Consider the following 21,465-nt stretch of genomic DNA (forward strand, 5'->3'; position numbering starts at 1 on the left):
GCCGAACCCCGTCACACGTCAGGCGGGACGCGGCGCCGTGCTCTCCCGGCGGGTCAGCCTCGGCCGCAGCAGAGTCGCCTCCGGTACGGCCCCGCCGGCCAGCTTCTCCATCAGCAGTTCCACCGCTCTCCCGCCCACCTCGGCGGACGGCAGTGCGACGGAGGTGACCCGGAGCCGCTCGGCCAGTTCGTCCGGGCAGATCGCCGTGACCGACAGATCGCCGGGGACGCGCAGACCGAGGTGTCCGAAGGCGTCGATCAGCGGCTCCAGGACGGCCTCGTTGTGGACCACCACTCCCGTCAGCGCGGGCTGCTCCCGCAGGAGCCGTTCGGCGACCCGGCGGGCCGCCGCGGGGTTCGCCTCGCAGGGGTGGACGGCCGAGGCCAGCCCGCCCCGGTCGGCGGCCGCGGTGAACCCCTGGACCACGCGCTGCGCGAACGCCGTCCCCCGCACATACACCTCCGGCGGCGACCCCACCAGCGCCACCACCCGGTGCCCGAGCTGCGCCAGATGTGCCACGCACAGCTCGCCCGCCGTCCGGAAGTCGAGGTCGATGCAGGTCAGACCGGTGGAGTCGCGGGGGAAGCCGATCATCACCGAGGGCCGGCCGAGGGAGCGCAACAGCGGCAGACGGGGGTCGTGGAGCTGGACGTCCATCAGGATCAGGGCGTCCACCAAAGCCGCGTCGGCGACCCGTCGCAGGCCGTCCTCGCCCTCCTCCTGGGTGAGCAGGAGGACGTCGTGGTCGTGGCGCCGGGCCGCCGTCACCACCGACACCGCGAACTGCATCACCACCGGGACATGGATGCCGGCCCGCAGCGGGACCACGAGGGCCAGGACGTTCGAGCGGCTGCTCGCCAGGGCCCGGGCGCCCGCGTGCGGCCGGTAGCCCAGTTCGCGCGCGGCCGCCTCGACCCGCTGCCGGGTCTGCGCCGAGATCGGGCGTTTGCCGCTGAGCGCGTACGACACCGTGCTGGGGGAGACCCCGGCCCGCCGCGCCACATCCGTGATCTTCGCCATCAGTGCGGCTCCGGGATTTCCAGCGTCAGGAAGCCCGTGCCGGCCGTCGCCCGCGCGACCCCCTCGCCTGCCGCGAGCGCCCAGGGCGCCGACGGATCGCTCGCCGACGCCCGCAGGGTGTCCCCCTCGCGTACGACGGTGAAGACCGCCTCGCCGATCCGCACCGTCACCTGCGCGCCGCGCTCCAGACCGTAGGCCCGCAGGGTGACCCCGTCGGCGTGCGGGTAGTCGGGCCGGTCGGCGTGCGCGCCCACCGGGAGCACCGCGCCGGGCCGCACCAGCAGCGGCAGGCTGCGAAACCCGTGCCGTTCGCGCACCCAGCGCGGCCCGGTCACGGTCCGCCCGGTGAGGTAGTGGGTCCAGGTGCCCTCGGGCACGTAGTACGTCACCTCCCCCTCGTCGTCGAAGACGGGCGCGACCAGCAGGTCGGGGCCGAGCATGTACTGGCGTTCGAGATGCGTGCACCCGGGGTCGTCCGGGAACTCCAGGACCATGGCCCGCATCATCGGCAGCCCCTCCTCGTGGGCGACGCGTGCGGCCTCGTACAGGTAGGGCATGAGCCGCAGTTTCAGGTGGGTGAAGTGCCGCAGGACGTCCACGGACTCCTCGTCGAACAGCCAGGGCACCCGGTAGGAGGAGCTGCCGTGCAGTCTGCTGTGGGAGGACAGGAGGCCGAAGGCGATCCAGCGTTTGAACAGGGCGGGGGTCGGGGTGCCCTCGAAGCCGCCGATGTCGTGGCTCCAGAAGCCGAAGCCCGACAGGCCGAGCGACAGCCCGCCGCGCAGCGACTCCGCCATCGACTCGTAGGCCGCCTCGCAGTCGCCGCCCCAGTGGACGGGGAACTTCTGGCTGCCGGCGGTCGCCGAGCGGGCGAAGAGGACCGCCTCCCCCTCGCCCCGGTGTTTGCGCAGCACGTCGAAGACCGTGCGGTTGTAGAGGTACGTGTAGTAGTTGTGCATGCGCTCCGGGTCGGAGCCGTCGGACCACTCCACGTCGAGCGGGACACGCTCGCCGAAGTCGGTCTTGAAGCAGTCGACGCCCTGCGCGAGCAGCGCCTCCAGCTTTCCCGCGTACCAGTCGCGGGCGGCGGCGCTGGTGAAGTCGACCAGTGCCATGCCGGGCTGCCACAGGTCCCACTGCCAGACGCTCCCGTCGGGGCGCTTCAGCAGATGGCCGAGGTCCCTGCCCTCCGCGAACAGCGGGGAGCGCTGGGCGATGTACGGGTTGATCCAGACGCAGACGCGCAGGCCCTTCGTTCTCAGCCGGGCCAGCATGCCTTCCGGGTCGGGGAACACCCGTGGGTCCCAGCGGAAGTCGCACCACTGGAACTCGCGCATCCAGAAGCAGTCGAAGTGGAAGACGGACAGCGGCAGTTCACGCTCCCGCATGCCGTCGATGAAGGAGGTCACCGTCTCCTCGTCGTAGGAGGTGGTGAAGGAGGTCGACAGCCACAGGCCGAAGGACCAGGCGGGTGGGAGGGCCGGACGGCCGGTGAGGGCGGTGTATCTGCGGAGGATCTCCTTCGGGGTGGGGCCGTGGATGACGTAGTACGTCAACCGCTGGGTCTCGGCGCTGAACTGGACGCGGGACACGGTCTCCGAACCGACCTCGAAGCTCACCTTGCCCGGGTGGTCGACGAAGACGCCGTAGCCGGCGTCGGTGAGATAGAAGGGGACGTTCTTGTAGGCCTGTTCGGTGGCGGTGCCGCCGTCGGCGTTCCAGACGTCGACGACCTGGCCGTTCCTGACGAGCGGGCCGAAGCGTTCGCCGAGGCCGTAGACGGACGTGCCCACCCCGAGGCCCAGTTGTTCGCGCAGGTAGTGGCCGCCGGTGGCCGCGTCCCGCAGGATGGCCATGCCCTTCGGGCCGCTGGTGGTCAGGGTGCGGCCGTGCGCGAGGAACTCCACCCGCCAGGGGCCGGAGCGGGCCACCCGGACCGACAGCGCGCCGGAGGTGAGGGTGGTGTGCCGGTCGTCGTGGGAGAGCCGGGGAGAGGGATCGGTTCCGGAGAGTTCGAACGCGGGCTCGCGGGGGCGCTCGCCGGTGAAGTGGGTCAGGGTCACGCCGATGACGTCCGGCATGGGGGTGTGGACGGTGATCGTCATGACGGGTCCCGTCAACAGGTCGCCGCGGCTGCGGACGGGCCGGGTGGGCGCGTGGATCTCCAGCGCGCCGCCGTCGGTCCCGGTGACGTCGAGGACCCCGGCCGGGTACGCCGCGGTGACGCCCTCGCGCAGCAGCCAGTAACCGTCGCTGAACTTCATGGGGCTCCTTACTTCACCGCGCCCACCGCGATGCCGCGGGTGAGCGTGCGCTGGAAGACGAGGAAGAAGACGAGGGCCGGGAGCACACCGAGGAGGGCGGCGGCGTTGGTCATCGTGGCGTCCATCAGACGCTGGCCCTGGAGGACTCCGAGGGCCACCGACACCGTCTGGTTGTCGTTGGAGATCAGCATGACCAGGGGGAGCAGGAACTCGTTCCAGGTCCAGACGAAGAAGAAGACGAGCAGCACACCGAGGGTCGGGCGGCTGACGGGGACGACGATCCGCCACAGCACCTGCCACTTTCCGGCGCCGTCGATCCGGGCCGCCTCGAGGATCTCCCGGGGGAACCGCCCCAGCACCGAGGACAGGAGATACGTGCCGAAGGCCGCCTGGATCACGGTGAAGACGGTGATCACGCTGAGCCGGGTGTCGTAGAGGCCCGCCTGCTTGCTGAGGTAGTAGACCGGGTAGACCAGCGCCTCCTGCGGCAGCATGTTCGCCAGGACGAAGAAGGCCAGGACCCAGGTACGGCCCTTGATGCGGCCGATGCCGATCGCGTACGCGTTCAGGACGGACAGGACGACCGCGCCCACCGCCACCGAACCGCTGATGACCACCGAGTTCAGCAGCTTCCGGCTGTAGTCGACCCGCTCCCAGAAGTCCTTCAGGCCGTCCAGGTAGAGGCCGTCGGGCAGGCTCAGCGGGCCGTCCTGCGCGTACTCGGCCGGGGACTTGACCGCGTTCACCGCGACGATCAGGAACGGCACGACCATGAAGAGGGCCGCCACGCAGAGGGCGATCAGGACGGGGTAGCGGCGGACGGCTCTCATGCGTGTCCCCCTTCCTCGGCGTCCTCGGCGCGCCTCTGCAGGCGCAGACCGGCCAGGGACAGCGCCAGGATGATCACGGTCAGTACGGTGGAGACCGCGGCGCCGTAGCCGACCTGGGTCTTCTCGAAGAAGGTGGTGAAGGAGAAGTAGGACGGGACGTCCGTCGCGCCGCCCGGGCCGCCCTCCGTCAGGACGTACACCGCGCCGAACACCTTCAGCGCGGCGATCGTGCACCAGGTCAGGACGACGGAGACCTCCGGGCGCAGCTGCGGCAGGGTGATGTGCCGGAAGCGGCGCCACCAGCCGGCGCCGTCCAGTTCGGCCGCCTCGTGGAGCTGGGGATCGAGGCGTTGCAGTCCGGCCATGAAGACGACCAGCGGGAAGCCGAGCTGCACCCAGACCAGCACGCCCATCACGCTGTAGAGCGCGAGGTCGGGGTCGCCCAGCCAGTCCTGCTGCCAGCCGCCGAGCCCGACCGCCTTCAGGAGCGCGTTGAGGGAGCCGTCGTCGGGGGCGAGGATCCAGCTCCAGACGATGCCGGCGACCGCGACCGGCAGCACCTGCGGGAGGTAGAAGCAGGCCCGCAAGGCGGCCGTGACCCGGCTGCCGAAGTACTTGTCGACGTGGTCGAACAGGGCCGCGGCCAGCACCAGTCCGAGGGCCGTGGGGATCGCCGCCATCGCGACGACCATGAACAGGCTGTGCCGGAAGCTCGCCCAGAACTCCGCATCGTCCATCAGCTCCCGGTAGTTGGCGAGCCCGGACCACTCGGGGCTGCCCACGCCCTGCCAGTCGGTGAAGCTCACCCCCGTGTTCATCAGGAACGGCACGACGACCACGGCGAGGAAGGCGAGCGCGCCGGGCAGCAGGAACAGGGCGTAGGAGTCGCGGGGGTGGGTGCGAAGGGGGCCGGGGCGGGAGTCGCGGGCGCCGCGCACCTTCATCGCTTCGGCACGCCCTTGTCGTACGCCTTCTGGAGACTGTCGAGATAGTCGTCGGGCTTCTCGCTCCCGGTGATCAGCTTCTGCGTCTCGGAGACGAGGACGTCGTAGAAGCCGGGGACCGGCCAGTCGGGGTAGAAGGCGAGACCGTCGCGGCCGGAGAGGGTGTTGAAGTGGTCGATGAGCTCCTTGGCCTTCGGGTCGGTGACGGCGGCGGTGTCCGCGGCGACCGGGACGCCGCCCTTCTCGCCCAGCAGGTTCTGGATCTTCTTCGACAGGGTGATGTCGATGAAGTCGTAGGCGAGTTCCTTGTTCTTCGCGCTCTTGGGGACGACCCAGAGGTTGCCGCCGGAGCCCAGGGTGAGGTCCGAGCCGGGCCACAGGGTGGTGCCCCAGTCGAACGTCGCCTCGTCCTGGAAGCGGCCGTACCACCAGCTGCCGGAGAACAGGATCGGCGCTTTGCCCTGGAGGAAGGAGACGCCGGCGTCCTCGGCCTTGGCACTGGTGGAACTCTTGCCGATGTAGCCCTTCTTCACCCAGTCGGCGAAGGTCTCGGCCGCGTACGTCCAGGCCGCGTCGTGGAAGTCGGCCTTTCCGTCGTACAGCTCGTACGTGTCCACCCAGGAGCGGTCTGCCTTCGACAGCGCCAGCTGGTACAGGTACTGCTGGGCGAGGTACTCGGCGCCGGCGTTGGCGAGCGGGGTGACATCGTTTTCCACGAACGTGTCCATCGCCGTGACCAGGTCGTCGAACGTCTTCGGCTCGGGCACCCTGTACTTCGCGAAGAGGTCCTTGTTGAAGTAGATCATCGTGTACTCGGCGTAGTCGGTCACGCCGTACCACTTGCCGGAGCCCATGACCCCGTCCGTGTCGTACTGGCTGGTGGTGCGCACGCCCGGGCTCATCAGCTTGTCCCAGCCGCGTGCGGTCACCTCGGCGGTCAGGTCGGTCAGCAGGCCCTGCTTGGACAGCAGGCCCGCCGTCGCGTTGCCCTTGTTGTACTCCAGCAGATCGGGCGCGTCCGAGGAGTTCAGGGCCATGGGGGCGGTCTTCTGGATCTGCTCGAAGCTCTTCTCCTCGAACTTCACCTTCACACCGGGGTGGTTGGCCTCGAACTCCTTGACCGCCGCCGTCCAGGCCGCGCCCATCGCGCTGTTCGGGGCCTCGTAGTGCCACAGTCGCAGGGTCTTCGCGTCGGAAGAGCCGCCGCTGTCGGAGCCGCCGCAGGAGGCCAGCAGCAGGGCGCCCGCCAGGGCCGCCGCCGCGCTCGCCGTCGCACGCCTTCTTGCCGTCAACATCCTGTGCCTCCGGGGGAGTTCGGATGGTTCTCCGGGCAGGAACAGCCGCCACGCGGTGTTCGACGAGGTCGTCGAACCGTTTCGATGCGTGACGTCGAAGCGCTTCGACGGGGGAAGGTAGGCGGCGGGCGCGAGTGCGTCAATGGGGCCTGCGAGAAATGAGGGAGACGAGCAGGGCGGTGGCCGCGGCCGCCACGGGTATCGCGAAACCGGCCGCGGGGGAGGTGTGTTCGACCGTCCAGCCGCCCGTCGCGCTGCCGCAGGCGATGCCGCCGAGCAGGCCCGTCACGGCCAGGGTCATGCCCTCGTTGAGGCGGCCGGCCGGGGTGCGTTCCTGCACCAGGGCCATGGTGGTGACCATCGTCGGAGCGGTCGCGGTCCCGGCGGTCAGCAGCGCCCCGGCCAGGAGCGGGAGTGAGCCGGCGGCGGTCGCGGCCAGGAGGGGGAGGGCGAGCAGCGCGGTCATCGCGGCCACGCACCGGGGGTGGCGCCGGGCGGCGGACCCGGTGGGGCGTACGGCCCCGTGGACCAGGCCGGCCGCGCAGGACCCGGCCGCCTGGAGGGCGAGGACGACCCCGGCCGCCGCGCGGTGGCCCTGCTCGTCGGCGAAGGCGATCGTGACGACCTCCGTCGCGCCGAACACGGCCCCCAGGGCGAGGCAGACGGCGAGGAGGGGCGGGATGCCGGGGGCGCGGAGCGGGGACCCGGACCTCGGGCGGGGGTGCGGGGGCGGCTGGCTCGCGCGCTGGGCGGCGAACACGACGGTCCCGCTCACCAGCAGCAGCACGCCGGCCAGGGTGCCCGCCTCCGGGAAGAACGTGCCGCACAGGAAGGCCGCGCACACCGGGCCCAGCATGAAGCACAGCTCGTCGGCGGCCTGTTCCAGGGAGTTCGCGGTGTGCAGGGCGGCCGCGTCGCCGCGCAGCAGGTGGTTCCAGCGGGCGCGGGACATCCCGCCGGTGTTGGGGGTGGTCGCGGTGGCGGCGTACGCGGCGAACAGGGTCCAGTCCGGGGCGCCGTGGCGGACGCAGAGCAGCAGCGCGAGGCTGCCGAGCGCGGCGAACAGGGTGGCCGGTACGGCGATCCGGGCCTGGCCGTACCGGTCGACGAGCCGGGCGGTCCAGGGGGCGACGAGGGCGGTCGCCGCGAGGCCGGTCGCGGTGACGGCTCCGGCCAGCGCGTACGAGCCGCGCGCACCGGCGATCATCATGACCGCGCTCACGCCGAACATGCCCGCGGGGAGCCGGGCGAGCAGGCTTCCGGCGGTGAAGGCACGGGCGCCGGGGGCGGTGAGGAGGCGGCGGTAGGGGCCGGCGGGACGGGGGCGGGAGCGGGGGGCGAAGTCGACGGCCACGAGGCTGTCGGCGGTGACGGTGTAAAGGGTCTCGGCGGGGTTCCGGGGCGGCTGCGGCATGGGCGACACCGTCGCCCGGGACCGATCCCGGGGTCCAACACCTGCTCGGCGCCGATTCACGCACCCGCGTTGTGAGTTCGGATTCACGCACCCGCGTTGTAGGTTCGCCGGATGCCCGCCCACCTCGACCCCCGACTCCTGCGCGCCTTCCTCGCCGTGGCCGACGAACTGCACTTCACCAGGGCCGCCGCCCGGCTCTACGTCGCCCAGCAGGCGCTCAGTCGTGATGTGCGGCGGCTGGAGCGGGAGTTGGGCACCGAACTGTTCGTGCGGACCACCCGGCAGGTGACGCTCACGGCCGACGGGGAGCGGCTGGTGCCGTACGCGCGCCGGGTGCTGCAGACCCAGGACGACCTGCTCGCCGCCTTCGGCCGGGCCCGCCCGCTGCTGGTCGATCTGAACTCGCCGGGCCTGGTCACCGGTCGGCGGGTGCTGCACCGGGCCCGTGAACTCGCCCCCGAGCAGGAACTGATGGCCCGCTACGAGAGCGGGCTCACCTTCGCCGCGGCCGAGATCGTCGCGGGCCGTCTCGACGCGTCGTTCGGGCGGTACGCGGGGCTGGAGCCGGGGCTGCGCGGCGGGCTGGAGCGGCAGTTCGTCCGGTACGAGCGGATGGCGGTCGTGCTGCCCGCGGGGCACCGGCTGGCCTCGCTGCCCAGGGTGCCGCTGGCCGCGCTCGCGGGGGAGAGCGTGTACGCGGGCGCGGGCAATCCGCGCACGCCGGAGTGGACCGGCCTGGCCCGGCTGCTGTTCGAGGGGCGGGGGATCGCGGTCGCGCCGCCGGCGCCCTTGGCCGTGGGGGACGAGGAATTCCAGCGCCTCATGGCGAAGACGGGCAATCCGGTCCTCGCGGTGGTGGATTTTCCGGCCATGCCTGGGACGGTGACCCGGCCCTTGATCGAGCCGGTGCCGCTGTCCCCCGTGTCACTGGTGTGGCGAAAGGGGCTGGTCCATCCGGGACTCGACGCGCTCCGACGGGCCGCGGGCGAGATCGCGAGCGCGGAAGGGTGGCTTCTACGGCCTTCCGGGGGATGGATTCCAGCCATGGACATGAACATGACTTCTGACCACAAATGACACATCGCGAACATGGCCCCCACCCCTGCGCTAGATTCATCGACCCGAGCGCAGTGGGATAAAAGGGGCGCGAGGACTGGGTGGGGGCCCGGTCCGGCGACGCGCGCTCGGAGGCGTCGGCGCACCCTGAACCGTCCGTGGGGGGAAGTGTGTGCGTGGAGAACTGGAAGAAAAGCGACAAAACCGAGAGTTCGGGATGGCCGGAAGCCGCCCCTCCGACCCGGGATGTGCCGGTCGTGGGAGTGGGGGAGGATCCATACCGGTTACTCGTGGATGTTCCGTCTGAAAGCGGTCGAATAGTCGCATCGAACGCACTGTCCGAAAACGAACGTTCGAGCGGACTCCGGGACCCGTGGGCGGAGACTTCCGGCGACGGCGGCGACGCGTTCGAGGTGACCGTCCAGCTCGACACCCCGCACCCGGCCGGGGGAGGCGGCCCGGGCGCCTCCGACGCCCCCGTCTTCGTCGACGAGTCCGGCCGCCGCAGCCGTACCTTCCGCCGCATAGGCATGCTGGTCGGCCTCGCCTGCGGCGCCTACGCCGTCGTCATCGTCGCCACGCTCCTGTCGGGGCACGCCGGGGCGCCCTGGCTGCCGGTGCCGGGCCAGGACGACGACGATCCGCCGGCCGGCCGGGTCGAGACCAGCCGGGCACCGAGCGCCTCCGCCACGGCCACGACCGGCTCCCCGGGCTTCGCGGCGCCCCGCGGCCCCGGCGTCTCCGCCTCGGCCGGCGGCCCGGCCCGGCCCGGAGAGCGCACCGGGCCCGACGCGTCGAAGAGCGCCGAGGCCCCGGCCGACGGCTCCGCCCGCCCCTCGCCCAGCGGCTCCGCAGGCACCGGCTCCAGCCCGGAGCCCAGCACGTCCGCCTCCGCAGACGGTCCCACCAGCCCGGTCGTCGGGGTCCCCCCGACCACACCGCCCCCGGCGTCCTCGCCCACCGCGAGCCCTTCCGACGGGCCCTCGCCGGTCACCTCCGGCGCGCCGGGGGCGTGAGGCGGCACCGAGGCCGCCGAACGGCTCCGTCCGTTCCCCTCACCCTCCCCCTCCGCGTCTTTCTTCTTCTTTCCTCCTTTTTCTCCTCGTCTCCTCTGTCCTTCCGCTGTCTCCCGTCCCCGGAGTACGACCTCTCATGTCACCACGCACCAACCGGCGTTCGGCCCGGCAGGCCGGTCACGCCGGGACTTCCGCGCACCCGTCCACGGGGGGCCGTTCCCGATCCCGGCAGACCCGGGGACGGATACGCACCCCGGCGTCCGGCACCCCGGACGGACCGCCCTCGCACTCCGGCGCGCGCCGGCGCCTCGTGCCGCTGCGGGTGCGGCTGCGCCATCTGCTCCCGCTCCTCGTCCTGTTCGCGATGATGGCGATGCTGATGCTGCGCGGCTACGTCCACAGCGAGATCCTCGCCGACCACCGCGTCCGCCCCGAGGCCCCCGCCGACCGGGTGCCGCGGAAGATCCTCGACGGCGGACCGGTCGTGGACACCCGTGGCGGGCAGCGGACCAGCCTGGACGTGCCGGACCGGCGGATCGTGCTCACCTTCGACGACGGCCCCGACCCCCGATGGACCCCCGAGGTCCTCGACGTCCTGAAGAAGCACCGCGCGCACGCCGTCTTCTTCGTCACCGGCACCATGGCCTCCCGCTACCCGGACCTGGTCCGCCGGATGGTCGCGGAGGGCCACGAGATCGGGCTGCACACCTTCAACCACCCCGACCTCTCCTACCAGTCGGACCGGCGCATCGACTGGGAGCTGACCCAGAACCAGCTGGCGCTGGCCGGGGCCGCGGGCATCCGCACCTCCCTCTTCCGGCCGCCGTACTCCTCCTCCGCCGACGCCCTGGACAACTCCTCCTGGCCCGTCACCCGGTACGTCGGAACCCGCGGCTACCTCACCGTCTTCACCACCGCCGACAGCGAGGACTGGCGGCGGCCCGGCGTGCGGCAGATCATCCGCAACGCCACTCCGCGCGGCGGCAGGGGCGCGATCGTCCTCATGCACGACTCCGGCGGCGACCGGCACCAGACGGTCCAGGCCCTGGACGACTACCTGCCCGAGCTGCAGAAGAAGGGGTACCGGTTCCAGAACCTCACCGAGGCCCTCGACGCCCCCAGCGCGCACACCCCCGTCACAGGCGCCGAACTGTGGAAGGGCAAGGCCTGGGTGTTCCTGGTCGCCGCGTCCGACGACATCACCGGCGTCCTCGTCGTCGGGCTCGCCGTCATCGGCTTCCTCGTCTTCGCCCGCTTCGGCCTGATGCTGCTGCTCTCCGCGATCCACACCCGCCGCACCCGGCGTCGCGGCTTCGCCTGGGGACCCGACGGGCCCGTCACCGAACCGGCGTCGGTGCTCGTGCCCGCGTACAACGAGGCGAAGTGCATCGAGAACACCGTCCGCTCGCTCATCCGCAGCGAGCACCCCATCGAGATCATCGTCGTCGACGACGGCTCCAGTGACGGCACCGCCCGTATCGTCGAGAGCCTCGCCCTGCCCGGCGTACGCGTCGTACGCCAGCTCAACGCGGGCAAGCCCGCCGCCCTCAACCGGGGCATCGCCAACGCCGGACACGACCTGATCGTGATGATGGACGGCGACACCGTGTTCGAACCGGCCACCGTCCGCGAACTCGTCCAGCCCTTCGCCGACCCGAAGGTCGGCGCCGTCGCCGGCAACGCCAAGGTCGGCAACAAGGACACCCTCATCGGCGCCTGGCAGCACATCGAGTACGTCATGGGCTTCAACCTCGACCGCCGGATGTACGACGTCCTGCGCTGCATGCCGACCATTCCGGGAGCGGTGGGGGCGTTCAGGAGAAGCGCCCTGAACCGGGTCGGCGGCATGAGCGACGACACCCTCGCCGAGGACACCGACATCACCATGGCCATCCACCGGGACGGCTGGAAGGTCGTCTATGCGGAGAACGCGCGCGCCTGGACAGAGGCCCCCGAGTCAGTGCAGCAGCTGTGGTCGCAGCGCTACCGGTGGTGCTACGGCACCATGCAGGCCATCTGGAAACACCGCCGGGCGCTCGTGGAGCGCGGGCCGTCCGGCCGCTTCGGCCGCGTCGGTCTGCCGCTGGTCTCCCTCTTCATGGTCGTCGCCCCGCTCCTCGCCCCCCTCATCGACCTGTTCCTCGTCTACGGCCTGCTCTTCGGACCGACCGGGAAGACGATCGCGGCCTGGTTCGGCGTCCTCGCCGTCCAGGCGGGCTGCGCCGCGTACGCCTTCGTCCTGGACCGCGAACGCCTCACGCCGCTCGTCTCCCTCCCCCTGCAGCAGCTCCTCTACCGCCAGCTGATGTACATCGTGCTCCTCCAGTCCTGGATCACCGCCCTCACCGGCGGCCGGCTGCGCTGGCAGAAACTGAGGAGGAAGGGACAGGTCGCGGCACCCCCGGGTGAGCCGGCCGGCGCGGCCGTGGGCGGGGGCGCCGTATGACGACCACCCAGCCGGCCGACGTCACCGTCCCGGTCCCCGTCGCGAAGGGCCGCGACCGCTACTTCGACCTCCTGCGCGCCATCGCCCTGTTTCGTGTCGTCCTCTACCACCTGATGGGCTGGGCCTGGCTGCCCGTCGTCTTCCCCTCGATGGGCGTGATGTTCGCCCTCGCCGGCAACCTGATGGCCCGCTCCCTGGCCAAGGGCCGCGCGCCGACCGTCGTACGCGGCCGGCTGCGCCGCCTGCTGCCCCCGCTGTGGCTGCTCGGCGCGGTCGGGGTGACGGGCATGCTGGCGGCGGGCTGGGGACCCGACGACGACGGACACCCCGGCTGGTGGTGGCTCCACCTCACCTTCTGGATCCTCCCGCTGAGCGACCCGCCGTTCGACGAGAACGTGCCCGGCGTGCACGGCCTGATCACCGAAGGCTGGGCGGTCGACCTGGGCGTGCCCATCTGGTACCTGCGCGCCTACCTCTGGTTCGTCCTGCTCTCGCCGCTCCTGTTGCGCGCCCTGCGGGCCGCCCCCTGGCCGACGGTCCTCGCGCCCCTCGCCCTGTCCGCGGTGCTGGAGACCGGCGCGGTGGCGGTGCCCGGCTGGCGGCTGGAGGCCGGGCTCAGCGACTTCGGCACGTTCGGCGCGTGCTGGCTGCTCGGCATGGCGCACCAGGAGGGCGTACTGCGCCGGCTGCCCCGGTACGTCGTCCCGTCGCTGGCCCCGGCGGTGGCCGGAACCGGCCTCTGGTACGCCCTCGGGCACGGCTTCCGGGAGGGCCACGACCTGGACGACATGCCGTTCGCCCAGTCCCTGTGGTCCTTCGCCGCGGTCCTGCTCCTGCTGCACCTCAGCCCGTCCTGGAGCGAGTGGCCCGGCCCGCTGCGCCGCCTGGACCGGCTGGTCACCCTGCTCAACGCGCGGGCCGTGACGATCTACCTGTGGCACAACGTCTGCATCGACGTCGTCGAGGCGCTGTGGGACCGGCTGTGGGGGATCGTCTGGCTGGAGGAGCACGCCACCTGGCTGCTGAACAGCTCCTGGCCGCAACTGCCGGCGGTCTGGCTGCTCACCGCGCTGTGCGTGGTCTGCTTCGGCTGGGTGGAGGACCTGGCGGCCGGGCGACGGCCCCGGCTGTGGCCGGACCGCTCCCGTACCCTTGCCCAAAACCTCTCACCCGGCTCCCGCCGAAGGTGAGAGCAACGTTCCCTTCCGGTCACCCACAGGCACAGTGCGGAAACGCGTCCTTTCTACCTTCGGGATTCATCACCGCTCATCACCGCGAAACACCCGAGCCCCGGAGCACGTGGAGGCGTTCATGACAGCCCCTGGTACAGCCCCCGCACCCCCGTCCCCCGCACCCCCCTCCGCGAAGAAGGGGAACCGCTGGATCGACCAGTGGGACCCCGAGGACGAGGCCTTCTGGAACGAGAAGGGCGAGAAGATCGCCCGCCGGAACCTCGTCTTCTCCGTCCTTTCCGAGCACATCGGGTTCTCCGTCTGGACGATGTGGTCCGTCCTGGTGCTCTTCATGGGCCCGGAGTACGGCCTCACCCCGGCCGACAAGTTCCTGCTGACGTCGATGGTGACGCTGGTCGGCGCGGTCGTCCGGGTGCCCTACACCTTCGCCGTCGCGATCTTCGGCGGCCGGAACTGGACCATCATCTCGGCCGGTCTGCTGCTCGTCCCCACCATCGCCGCGTTCACCGTGATGAAGCCGGGGACCTCCTTCGACACCTTCCTCGTCATCGGCCTGCTCGCGGGCATCGGCGGCGGCAACTTCGCCTCCAGCATGACCAACATCAACGCCTTCTTCCCGCTCAGGAAGAAGGGGTGGGCGCTCGGGCTGAACGCCGGCGGCGGCAACATCGGTGTGCCCGTGATCCAGCTGGTCGCCCTCGCGATCATCGGCGCCAGCGGCGGGCCGCGCGTACTGCTCGGCATCTACGTCCCGCTGATCGTGATCGCCGCCGTCCTCGCCGCGCTCTTCATGGACAACCTCTCGTCCGTGAAGAACGACACCGGCGCCGCGATCGACTCCGCGAAGGACGCCCACACCTGGATCATGTCCTTCCTCTACATCGGCACCTTCGGCTCGTTCATCGGCTACGCCTTCGCCTTCGGCCAGGTGCTCCAGGTGCAGTTCGGCCGCACGCCCCTGCAGGCGGCCTACCTCACCTTCATCGGTCCGCTGCTCGGCTCGCTGATCCGGCCCGTGGGCGGCTGGCTCGCCGACCGCTACGGCGGCGCGAAGATCACCCTGTGGAACTACGTCGGCATGGCCGCCGCCACCTCCGTCCTGATCTTCGCCAGCATGCAGAAGTCGCTGCCGCTGTTCGTCGGTGTCTTCGTGGTGCTGTTCGTGCTCAGCGGGCTCGGCAACGGGTCGACGTACAAGATGATCCCCGGCATCTTCCAGACGAAGGCCCTGGCCAAGGGGCTCCAGGGCGAAGAGGCGGCCGCCTACGGCCGGCGGCTCTCCGGTGCCTCCATGGGGCTCATCGGTGCGGTGGGCGCGCTCGGCGGCGTCGGCATCAACCTCGCCTTCCGGCAGTCCTTCCTCTCCTACGGCTCCGGCACCGGCGCCTTCGTCGCCTTCCTGGCCTTCTACGGCCTGTGCTTCGTGGTCACCTGGGCCGTATACCTTCGCCGGTCCGCCGGACGGATCGCGGCCATGAGCACCGCATCGGAGGCAAAGCCCCAACTCAGCTACGCCGAGGTGTGACGTAACACCGGCGACATCAAGCCGAACCGAGCCTGTCACGCACCGTTGACAGGCTCGGTCGGCATGCGGGCCGGCCAGGGCCTTTCCTTCGGCCCCGGCAGGATCCGTAAGAGGTCCTAGGAGAGCCATGTACGAGCAACAGCAGCGACCGGAACACGGGCCACTCGCCGGGTTCACCGTGGGGGTGACGGCCGCGCGCCGGGCCGAGGAGCTCGGTGCGCTGCTTCAGCGACGTGGGGCGGCGGTGCTGCACGCCCCCGCCCTGCGGATCGTGCCACTCGCCGACGACGGTGAACTGCTCGCCGCGACCAAGGGACTCATCGACCAGGCGCCGGACGTGGTGGTGGCCACCACGGCCATCGGCTTCCGCGGCTGGGTCGAGGCCGCCGAGGGCTGGGGGCTCGGGGAGGCGCTGCTCGCCCGGCTCGGCGAGGTCGAACTGCTGGCCCGCGGGCCCAAGGTCAAGGGCTCGATCCGTGCCGCCGGCCTCACGGAGGAGTGGTCTCCGTCGTCCGAGTCCATGGCCGAGGTGCTCGACCGGCTCCTCGAGGAGGGCGTGGACGGGCGCCGGGTCGCCGTACAGCTGCACGGGGAGCCGCTGCCCGGGTTCGTGGAGGCGCTGCGGGCCGCGGGAGCCGAGGTCGTGGGCGTGCCGGTGTACCGGTGGATGCCCCCGGAGGACATCTCGCCGCTCGACCGGCTCCTCGACGCGGCCGTCTCGCGCGGCCTGGACGCCGTCACCTTCACCAGCGCGCCGGCCGCCGCCTCCCTCCTCTCTCGCGCCGAGGAGCGCGGACTGCTGCCGGAACTGCTCACCGCGCTCCAGCACGACGTGTTGCCGGCCTGTGTCGGACCGGTCACCGCCCTGCCGCTCCAGGCCCAGGGCGTGGACACCGTCCAGCCGGAACGCTTCCGGCTCGGGCCGCTCGTACAGCTGCTGTGCCAGGAACTTCCGGGGCGGGCGCGGGCACTGCCGGTCGCCGGGCACCGGGTGGAGATCCGCGGGCACGCGGTGCTGGTCGACGGCTGTCTGCGGCCGGTCCCGCCGGCCGGCATGTCGCTGCTGCGGGCGCTGTCGCGGCGGCCCGGCTGGGTGGTGCCGCGGTCCGACCTGCTGCGGGCGCTGCCCGGCGCGGGCCGGGACGAGCACGCCGTGGAGACGGCGATGGCCCGGCTGCGGACGGCGCTGGGCGCGCCGAAGCTGATCCAGACGGTCGTCAAGCGGGGCTACCGGCTGGCGCTCGACCCGGCGGCGGACACCAAGTACGCGGACGTGTGACCTGCGCCCCCCTCCGGTACGGGGGGTTCCGGCAGGGGCGGCGCTCAGGGCACTGTGAGAGGGACGGCGTTCTTCGGCGTTCTTCGGCGTTATTCGGCAGGAAGCCCTAGGCGGTGGCGCATGGCGATGGGTACGGCCACGGATCCCTACGAGCTGCGGTTCGACTCGGGACGGAGCTGTCTCGACCTCCTCGCGACCAGTCATCCCCATGAACATCTGGACGCCGTGGCCCCGTTGTGCGCGTGGATCCGCGGCGCCGGACTCGTCCCGCCGGACACGCCGCTGACCCACGCCGACGTTTCCTGGCCGATCGCCTTCCGGGAACTGCGGGGCGACATCGGCCGGTTGGTGCACGGCACGCTCGTACGCCACAACCCCGGTCGCTACGACGCCGATCTCGCCCGCCTCAACGAGGCCGCCCGCGTGGCGCCGCCCGTCCCCCGCGCCGTACGCGACGAGGACGGCACGCTCGTACGGGAGTTGGACGGGCGCCCGGAGTGCGCCGCGCTGATCGCCGCGGTCGCGCGGGACGCCGTGGAGCTGCTCACCGATCCCGTCGCGCGGGAGGGACTCAGGCAGTGCGAGGGGGACAACTGCCCGATCGTGTACGTCGACACGTCCCGGGGGCGGCGCAGGCGGTGGTGTTCGAGCGAGGTCTGCGGCAACAGGGAACGCGTGGCACGGCATCGCAGGCGGGCCGCGCTCGCTCGTGCCCAACTGCCCGGTATACGCCTTCTCTGACGAGCTGACAGGAATTGCACAGCGTCGCGGGACAGCGTTGTCGAAGAATTGTCGAAGTGATTTCGACAACATCATGTTTGCCCATGTCTGGGTAAGGGCAGCTCGCGCAATCGCGCTCATGTGGTGAAAATGTGAAGAAGAAGCGGTGGGAATGTGCCGCCATGTCCCCCTCGTCATGACACCCCGAAGAAAAGTGTCTGCTCTGTTTGAACACACCGCGAGCCTCCTCCGTACCTGTCTGCGAGCGACTGACTGGGGGAACCCCCGGACACCGGAGGTGGGCGTGCGCAAGGATGCGGCCGTGGCCAATGAACGTGGATCGAGGGCCCGACATCGCATGTCCCAGCCCTCGGAACCTGACGAGGAGCTGATGCGTGCTCTGTATCGGGAGCATGCCGGACCTTTGCTTGCGTATGTCCTGCGCCTGGTTGCCGGAGACCGGCAGCGTGCCGAGGACGTAGTGCAGGAGACACTCATCCGTGCCTGGAAGAACGCCGGTCAGCTCAATCGAGCGACCGGATCGGTACGCCCCTGGCTGGTGACGGTCGCTCGCCGCATCGTCATCGACGGCCACCGCAGCCGGCAGGCCCGGCCGCAGGAGGTCGACCCGTCGCCGCTGGAGGTCATTCCTGCGGAGGACGAGATCGACAAGGCGCTGTGGCTGATGACGTTGTCCGATGCGCTCGACGACCTGACCCCGGCCCACCGGGAGGTGCTCGTCGAGACGTACTTCAAGGGGCGTACCGTCAACGAGGCGGCCGAGACGCTGGGCATTCCCAGTGGCACCGTCCGCTCTCGGGTGTTCTACGCCCTGCGGTCGATGAAGCTGGCTCTTGAGGAGCGGGGGGTGACGGCGTGATGAGTACTTACGGGGGATTCGGAGCAGGTGGTGCGGGTATGTCTGGCCCCATGCAGGGATCTATGCAGGGATCTCCGAGTCCGAGCGAACACGAGACAGTGGGCGCCTACGCCCTAGGCATCCTCGACGACGCCGAGGCGACCGCCTTCGAAATGCACCTCGCCGGTTGCGAGTGGTGCGCACAGCAGCTCGACGAGCTCGCCGGGATGGAACCGATGCTGGCCGCACTCGCGGACCTGCCCGGATCCGGCACACCGGCGATCGGCGACTCCCTGTCCGCCCGCCCCTCTCCACGCCTCGTGGAGAAGCTGGTCGACGAGGTGTCCGAGCGCCGAGCCGTCAAACGCCGCCGCTCGTTCTACCTGGTCGCGGCCGCGGCAGCGCTGATCGTCGGCGGCCCCGTGGGCGTCATGGCGGTGACCGGCGGCGACAACGGGACCAAGGCGCCGGTGGCGAGCAGCACCACCAACCCCGCCAAGTCCACCTTCGAGACGCTCTCCGACAAGGTCTCGGCGACCGACTCCTCCAGCAACGTCACGGCGACCGTCGCCACGGCGGACAAGGCGTGGGGCACCGAGGTCGGCCTCGAACTGAAGAACGTGACCGGCCCGGAGAAGTGCTCGCTGATCGCCGTCGGCAAGGACGGCAAGCGCGAGACGGTCTCGTCCTGGTCCGTCCCCGAGTGGGGCTACGGCATCCCCAACGCCAAGACCGAACAGGCCAAGAACCCGCTCTACGTCACGGGCGGCGCGGCCTTCAAGGCCAACGAGATCGACCACTTCGAGATCATGACCTTCGACGGCAAGAAGATCGTCCAGGTCGAGGCCTAGGGGTCTGCCCCGGCGGATCCGGTCAGAGGACAGCCGCGGTTTCCAGTCAGCTCAGGTGAACGGAGCCTGGTGCGGGCAGCTGCAAGGCGGAGGAGGGCGTCGACGCGGAGCGTCGGCACCCGACGACGACGCCGCAGATGCGCGTGCCGGGCTCCGCGTCTGTGACAGGATCCGCCGGGCAGCCCCCTCGCTTCCCGGGGCCCCCTTCGCGTACGGTTGACGGCTGCCCAGCACGTCAGAAGGGGGCCCGGTGGCCGCACAGGCTCAGCAGGAATCCGCGGTCGGCGCCGCACCGGACTCGGTCCGGGACGGCGAGATCAGCATCGAACAGGAACATCTGGACCGGGTCTACCGGCGCCTCGAGGAGAAGATCCACGAGGCGGAGTTCCTCATGAACGACGCGGCCAAGCGCGGTCAGGTCGGCACGCCCGGCGCCCTCGCCGAACGGGACGCCCAGGTCTTCCGCGCCGGCATCCACCTCAACCGCCTCAACAACGAGTTCGAGGACTTCCTCTTCGGCCGGATCGACCTGCTCCTCGGCAAGGACGGCAAGAAGGGACCCGACGGCGCCTACACCGCCGTGGAGCCCGCCGAAGGCGCGGTGCGGGAGGACAACTCCGCCGACATCGCCGAGACCCTCCACATCGGCCGCATCGGCGTCCTGGACTCCGACTACGCCCCGCTGGTCATCGACTGGCGGGCCCCCGCCGCCGCCCCCTTCTACCGGTCCACCCCCGTCGACCCGGGACGGGTCGTACGGCGCCGGGTCATCCGCTCCAAGGGCCGGCGCGTCCTCGGCGTCGAGGACGACCTGATGCGCCCCGAACTGAGGGCGTTCCTCGACGGCGGCGAACTGCCCGTCATCGGCGACGGCGCCCTGATGGCCGCCCTCGGACAGGCCCGCAGCCACACCATGCGCGACATCGTCGCCTCCATCCAGGCCGAACAGGACCTGGTCATCCGCGCCCCCGCCGCCTCCGTGACCTATGTCGAGGGCGGGCCTGGCACGGGCAAGACGGCCGTCGCCCTGCACCGGGCGGCCTACCTGCTCTACCAGGACCGGCGCCGGTACGCGGGCGGCATCCTGATCGTCTCGCCGACCCCGCTGCTGGTCGCCTACACCGAGGGCGTCCTGCCCTCCCTGGGCGAGGAGGGCCAGGTCGCCATCCGCGCCATCGGCTCCCTCGCCGACGAGGCGGCCGGCGCCGAGGCCACCCTGTACGACTCCCCGTCGGTGGCCCGCGCGAAGGGCTCGTACCGCATGCTGAAGGTCCTGCGGAAGGCGGCGCGCGGGGCGCTGGAGAGCGGCGGGCGGAGCGGCGGCCAGGGCGGCGCGGGACAGCTCGCCTTCGACGACGGCCCCGCCACGTCCGGTACGACACCCACCCGGCTGCGGGTCGTCGCCTTCGGCCGGCGGCTGGAGCTGGAGGCGGCCGACCTCGACCGCGTCCGGCAGTCCGCCCTCGGCGGCACCGCCCCCGTCAACCTGCTGCGCCCCCGTGCCCGCAAGCTCCTCCTTGACGCCCTGTGGGAGCGCTCCGGCGCCGCGGGCCGGCACAGCGACCCCGAGCTCGCCGCCGAGCTGCGCTCCTCCTTCGACGAGGACGTGACCGGTGAGGACTCGTTCATCGGGTTCCTGGACGCCTGGTGGCCCGAGCTGACCCCGAAGGCCGTCCTCGCCGCCATGTCCGACGAGCGGCGGCTCGGCCGCTGGGCCCGCCGGATCCTCAACCCGGGCGAGGTCCGCAAGGTCGCCCGCTCCCTGAAGCGGGACGGCTACTCCGTGCACGACATCGCGATGCTCGACGAACTCCAGGCGATCCTCGGCGCCCCGGCCCGCCCGAAGCGGAAGAGGCGCGAACTCGACCCGCTGGACCAGCTCACCGGCCTGGAGGAGCTGATGCCGGTCCGTGAGGAGTCGCAGCGCGAGCGGGCCGAACGGCTGGCCGCCGAGCGGACCGAGTACGCGCACGTCATCGTCGACGAGGCCCAGGACCTCACCCCGATGCAGTGGCGCATGGTCGGCCGCCGCGGCCGGCACGCCACCTGGACGGTCGTCGGCGACCCCGCCCAGTCCTCCTGGTCGGACCCCGACGAGGCCGCCGAGGCCCGCGACGAGGCCCTCGGCACCCGCCCCCGCCGCCGTTTCCAGCTGACCGTGAACTACCGCAACCCGGCCGAGATCGCCGAACTGGCGGCGAAGGTGCTGGCGCTCGCCATGCCGGGCGCCGAGTCCCCGAAGGCGGTCAGGTCGACGGGGGTCGTCCCCCGCTTCGTGGGAACGAACCAGAGACACGGCACGGGCGCACGCGAATCGCTGGGCGCCACCGCGCGCGCCGAGGCCGCCCGCCTCCTCGACCGCGTCGACGGCACCGTCGGCGTCGTCGTCGCGATGCAGCGCCGCGAGGAGGCCCGCCGCTGGCTCGCCGGACTCGGCGACCGGGTCGTCGCCCTCGGCAGCCTGGAGGCCAAGGGCCTGGAGTACGACGCGACGGTCGTCGTCTCGCCGGCGGAGATCGCCGACGAGTCACCGGCCGGCCTGCGGGTGCTGTACGTCGCCCTGACCCGGGCCACGCAGGAGCTCACCGTGGTGTCGGGGGAGCGTGACGAGCCGGACGCACAGGGGGTCCCCGACCTCCTCAGGGACTGAACGTTTCCTGTGAAGTGGCCCGGACGGGAATGGCCTTCGGCGATCCGTTTGTTAGCCTGGGTGTGACACCGGCCCGATCCAAGCCCCCGGGCCCAACCTTCGT

The 21,465-nt window shown here is 71.4% G+C and carries 16 protein-coding genes; 10 read left to right on the forward strand and 6 right to left on the reverse strand.

The window, feature by feature from the left end; all coding sequences use genetic code 11:
• Nucleotides 1-18 precede the first annotated feature (18 nt).
• From ABT057_RS16800 to ABT057_RS16825, 6 genes are all read right to left on the reverse strand, one after another.
• Nucleotides 19-1,020 carry a LacI family DNA-binding transcriptional regulator gene (locus ABT057_RS16800; protein WP_352343775.1) on the reverse strand — a complete coding sequence of 334 codons (1,002 nt, stop codon included), beginning with the start codon at nt 1,018-1,020 and terminating at the stop codon, nt 19-21.
• Nucleotides 1,020-3,284 (reverse strand): alpha-xylosidase, encoded by a 2,265-nt coding sequence (gene yicI, locus ABT057_RS16805; protein ID WP_352343777.1) that lies wholly within the window; start codon nt 3,282-3,284, stop codon nt 1,020-1,022. The genes ABT057_RS16800 and yicI overlap by 1 nt, the downstream gene beginning before the upstream one ends.
• Nucleotides 3,285-3,292: 8 nt before the next feature.
• The gene (locus ABT057_RS16810) at nt 3,293-4,114 is read right to left on the reverse strand and encodes a carbohydrate ABC transporter permease (RefSeq protein WP_352343778.1); all 822 of its coding nucleotides are present in this window, start codon (nt 4,112-4,114) and stop codon (nt 3,293-3,295) included.
• Nucleotides 4,111-5,058, reverse strand: coding sequence for a carbohydrate ABC transporter permease (locus ABT057_RS16815; protein ID WP_352343779.1), 948 nt, complete (start codon nt 5,056-5,058; stop codon nt 4,111-4,113). The genes ABT057_RS16810 and ABT057_RS16815 overlap by 4 nt, the downstream gene beginning before the upstream one ends.
• On the reverse strand, nt 5,055-6,353 hold the full coding sequence (locus tag ABT057_RS16820) for an ABC transporter substrate-binding protein (RefSeq protein ID WP_352343781.1): 1,299 nt from the start codon (nt 6,351-6,353) through the stop codon (nt 5,055-5,057). The genes ABT057_RS16815 and ABT057_RS16820 overlap by 4 nt, the downstream gene beginning before the upstream one ends.
• A 139-nt stretch (nt 6,354-6,492) precedes the next feature.
• Nucleotides 6,493-7,767, reverse strand: a complete 1,275-nt coding sequence (locus tag ABT057_RS16825) for an MFS transporter (protein WP_352343782.1) — start codon at nt 7,765-7,767, stop codon at nt 6,493-6,495.
• 111 nt (nt 7,768-7,878) lie between these two features.
• On the opposite strand from ABT057_RS16825, the gene ABT057_RS16830 reads away from it, so the two are divergent.
• The 10 genes from ABT057_RS16830 to ABT057_RS16875 all read left to right on the forward strand — a co-directional run bounded on the left by ABT057_RS16830 (nt 7,879) and on the right by ABT057_RS16875 (nt 21,362).
• On the forward strand, nt 7,879-8,844 hold the full coding sequence (locus ABT057_RS16830) for a LysR family transcriptional regulator (RefSeq protein WP_352343784.1): 966 nt from the start codon (nt 7,879-7,881) through the stop codon (nt 8,842-8,844).
• 392 nt (nt 8,845-9,236) lie between these two features.
• Nucleotides 9,237-9,839 (forward strand): hypothetical protein, encoded by a 603-nt coding sequence (locus tag ABT057_RS16835; protein ID WP_352343785.1) that lies wholly within the window; start codon nt 9,237-9,239, stop codon nt 9,837-9,839.
• A 364-nt stretch (nt 9,840-10,203) separates the two neighbouring features.
• Nucleotides 10,204-12,285, forward strand: coding sequence for a bifunctional polysaccharide deacetylase/glycosyltransferase family 2 protein (locus ABT057_RS16840; protein WP_352343946.1), 2,082 nt, complete (start codon nt 10,204-10,206; stop codon nt 12,283-12,285).
• Nucleotides 12,282-13,475: an acyltransferase family protein gene (locus tag ABT057_RS16845; protein WP_352343787.1), complete on the forward strand. Its 1,194-nt coding sequence runs from the start codon at nt 12,282-12,284 to the stop codon at nt 13,473-13,475. The genes ABT057_RS16840 and ABT057_RS16845 overlap by 4 nt, the downstream gene beginning before the upstream one ends.
• Before the next feature lie 121 nt (nt 13,476-13,596).
• A complete protein-coding gene (locus ABT057_RS16850; protein ID WP_352343789.1) occupies nt 13,597-15,003 on the forward strand; it encodes a nitrate/nitrite transporter in 1,407 nt (468 codons plus the stop codon).
• A 127-nt stretch (nt 15,004-15,130) separates the two neighbouring features.
• Entirely contained in the window at nt 15,131-16,282 is a 1,152-nt protein-coding gene (locus tag ABT057_RS16855) for a uroporphyrinogen-III synthase (protein WP_352343790.1), read from the forward strand.
• A gap of 120 nt (nt 16,283-16,402) precedes the next feature.
• Entirely contained in the window at nt 16,403-17,023 is a 621-nt protein-coding gene (locus ABT057_RS16860) for a CGNR zinc finger domain-containing protein (protein WP_352343791.1), read from the forward strand.
• Between the two features lie 337 nt (nt 17,024-17,360).
• Nucleotides 17,361-17,882 carry a sigma-70 family RNA polymerase sigma factor gene (locus tag ABT057_RS16865; RefSeq protein ID WP_010039908.1) on the forward strand — a complete coding sequence of 174 codons (522 nt, stop codon included), beginning with the start codon at nt 17,361-17,363 and terminating at the stop codon, nt 17,880-17,882.
• Nucleotides 17,883-17,932: 50 nt separating this feature from the next.
• Nucleotides 17,933-18,712: an anti-sigma factor family protein gene (locus tag ABT057_RS16870; RefSeq protein WP_352343792.1), complete on the forward strand. Its 780-nt coding sequence runs from the start codon at nt 17,933-17,935 to the stop codon at nt 18,710-18,712.
• A 250-nt stretch (nt 18,713-18,962) separates the two neighbouring features.
• Nucleotides 18,963-21,362, forward strand: coding sequence for a HelD family protein (locus ABT057_RS16875; protein ID WP_352343794.1), 2,400 nt, complete (start codon nt 18,963-18,965; stop codon nt 21,360-21,362).
• The last annotated feature ends 103 nt before the right edge of the window (nt 21,363-21,465 follow it).

Origin of the sequence: Streptomyces sp. NPDC002588, from assembly GCF_040295925.1 — a bacterium.
GTDB lineage: Bacteria > Actinomycetota > Actinomycetes > Streptomycetales > Streptomycetaceae > Streptomyces.

Bases quoted from the DNA above. Each gene is read 5' to 3' on its own strand.
- ABT057_RS16800 (WP_352343775.1), bottom strand. From the start codon at position 1,020: ATGGCGAAGATCACGGATGTGGCGCGGCGGGCCGGGGTCTCCCCCAGC.
- yicI (WP_352343777.1), bottom strand. From the start codon at position 3,284: ATGAAGTTCAGCGACGGTTACTGGCTGCTGCGCGAGGGCGTCACCGCG.
- ABT057_RS16810 (WP_352343778.1), bottom strand. From the start codon at position 4,114: ATGAGAGCCGTCCGCCGCTACCCCGTCCTGATCGCCCTCTGCGTGGCG.
- ABT057_RS16815 (WP_352343779.1), bottom strand. From the start codon at position 5,058: ATGAAGGTGCGCGGCGCCCGCGACTCCCGCCCCGGCCCCCTTCGCACC.
- ABT057_RS16820 (WP_352343781.1), bottom strand. From the start codon at position 6,353: ATGTTGACGGCAAGAAGGCGTGCGACGGCGAGCGCGGCGGCGGCCCTG.
- ABT057_RS16825 (WP_352343782.1), bottom strand. From the start codon at position 7,767: ATGCCGCAGCCGCCCCGGAACCCCGCCGAGACCCTTTACACCGTCACC.
- ABT057_RS16830 (WP_352343784.1), top strand. From the start codon at position 7,879: ATGCCCGCCCACCTCGACCCCCGACTCCTGCGCGCCTTCCTCGCCGTG.
- ABT057_RS16840 (WP_352343946.1), top strand. From the start codon at position 10,204: ATGATGGCGATGCTGATGCTGCGCGGCTACGTCCACAGCGAGATCCTC.
- ABT057_RS16845 (WP_352343787.1), top strand. From the start codon at position 12,282: ATGACGACCACCCAGCCGGCCGACGTCACCGTCCCGGTCCCCGTCGCG.
- ABT057_RS16850 (WP_352343789.1), top strand. From the start codon at position 13,597: ATGACAGCCCCTGGTACAGCCCCCGCACCCCCGTCCCCCGCACCCCCC.
- ABT057_RS16855 (WP_352343790.1), top strand. From the start codon at position 15,131: ATGTACGAGCAACAGCAGCGACCGGAACACGGGCCACTCGCCGGGTTC.
- ABT057_RS16860 (WP_352343791.1), top strand. From the start codon at position 16,403: ATGGCGATGGGTACGGCCACGGATCCCTACGAGCTGCGGTTCGACTCG.
- ABT057_RS16865 (WP_010039908.1), top strand. From the start codon at position 17,361: ATGTCCCAGCCCTCGGAACCTGACGAGGAGCTGATGCGTGCTCTGTAT.
- ABT057_RS16870 (WP_352343792.1), top strand. From the start codon at position 17,933: ATGCAGGGATCTATGCAGGGATCTCCGAGTCCGAGCGAACACGAGACA.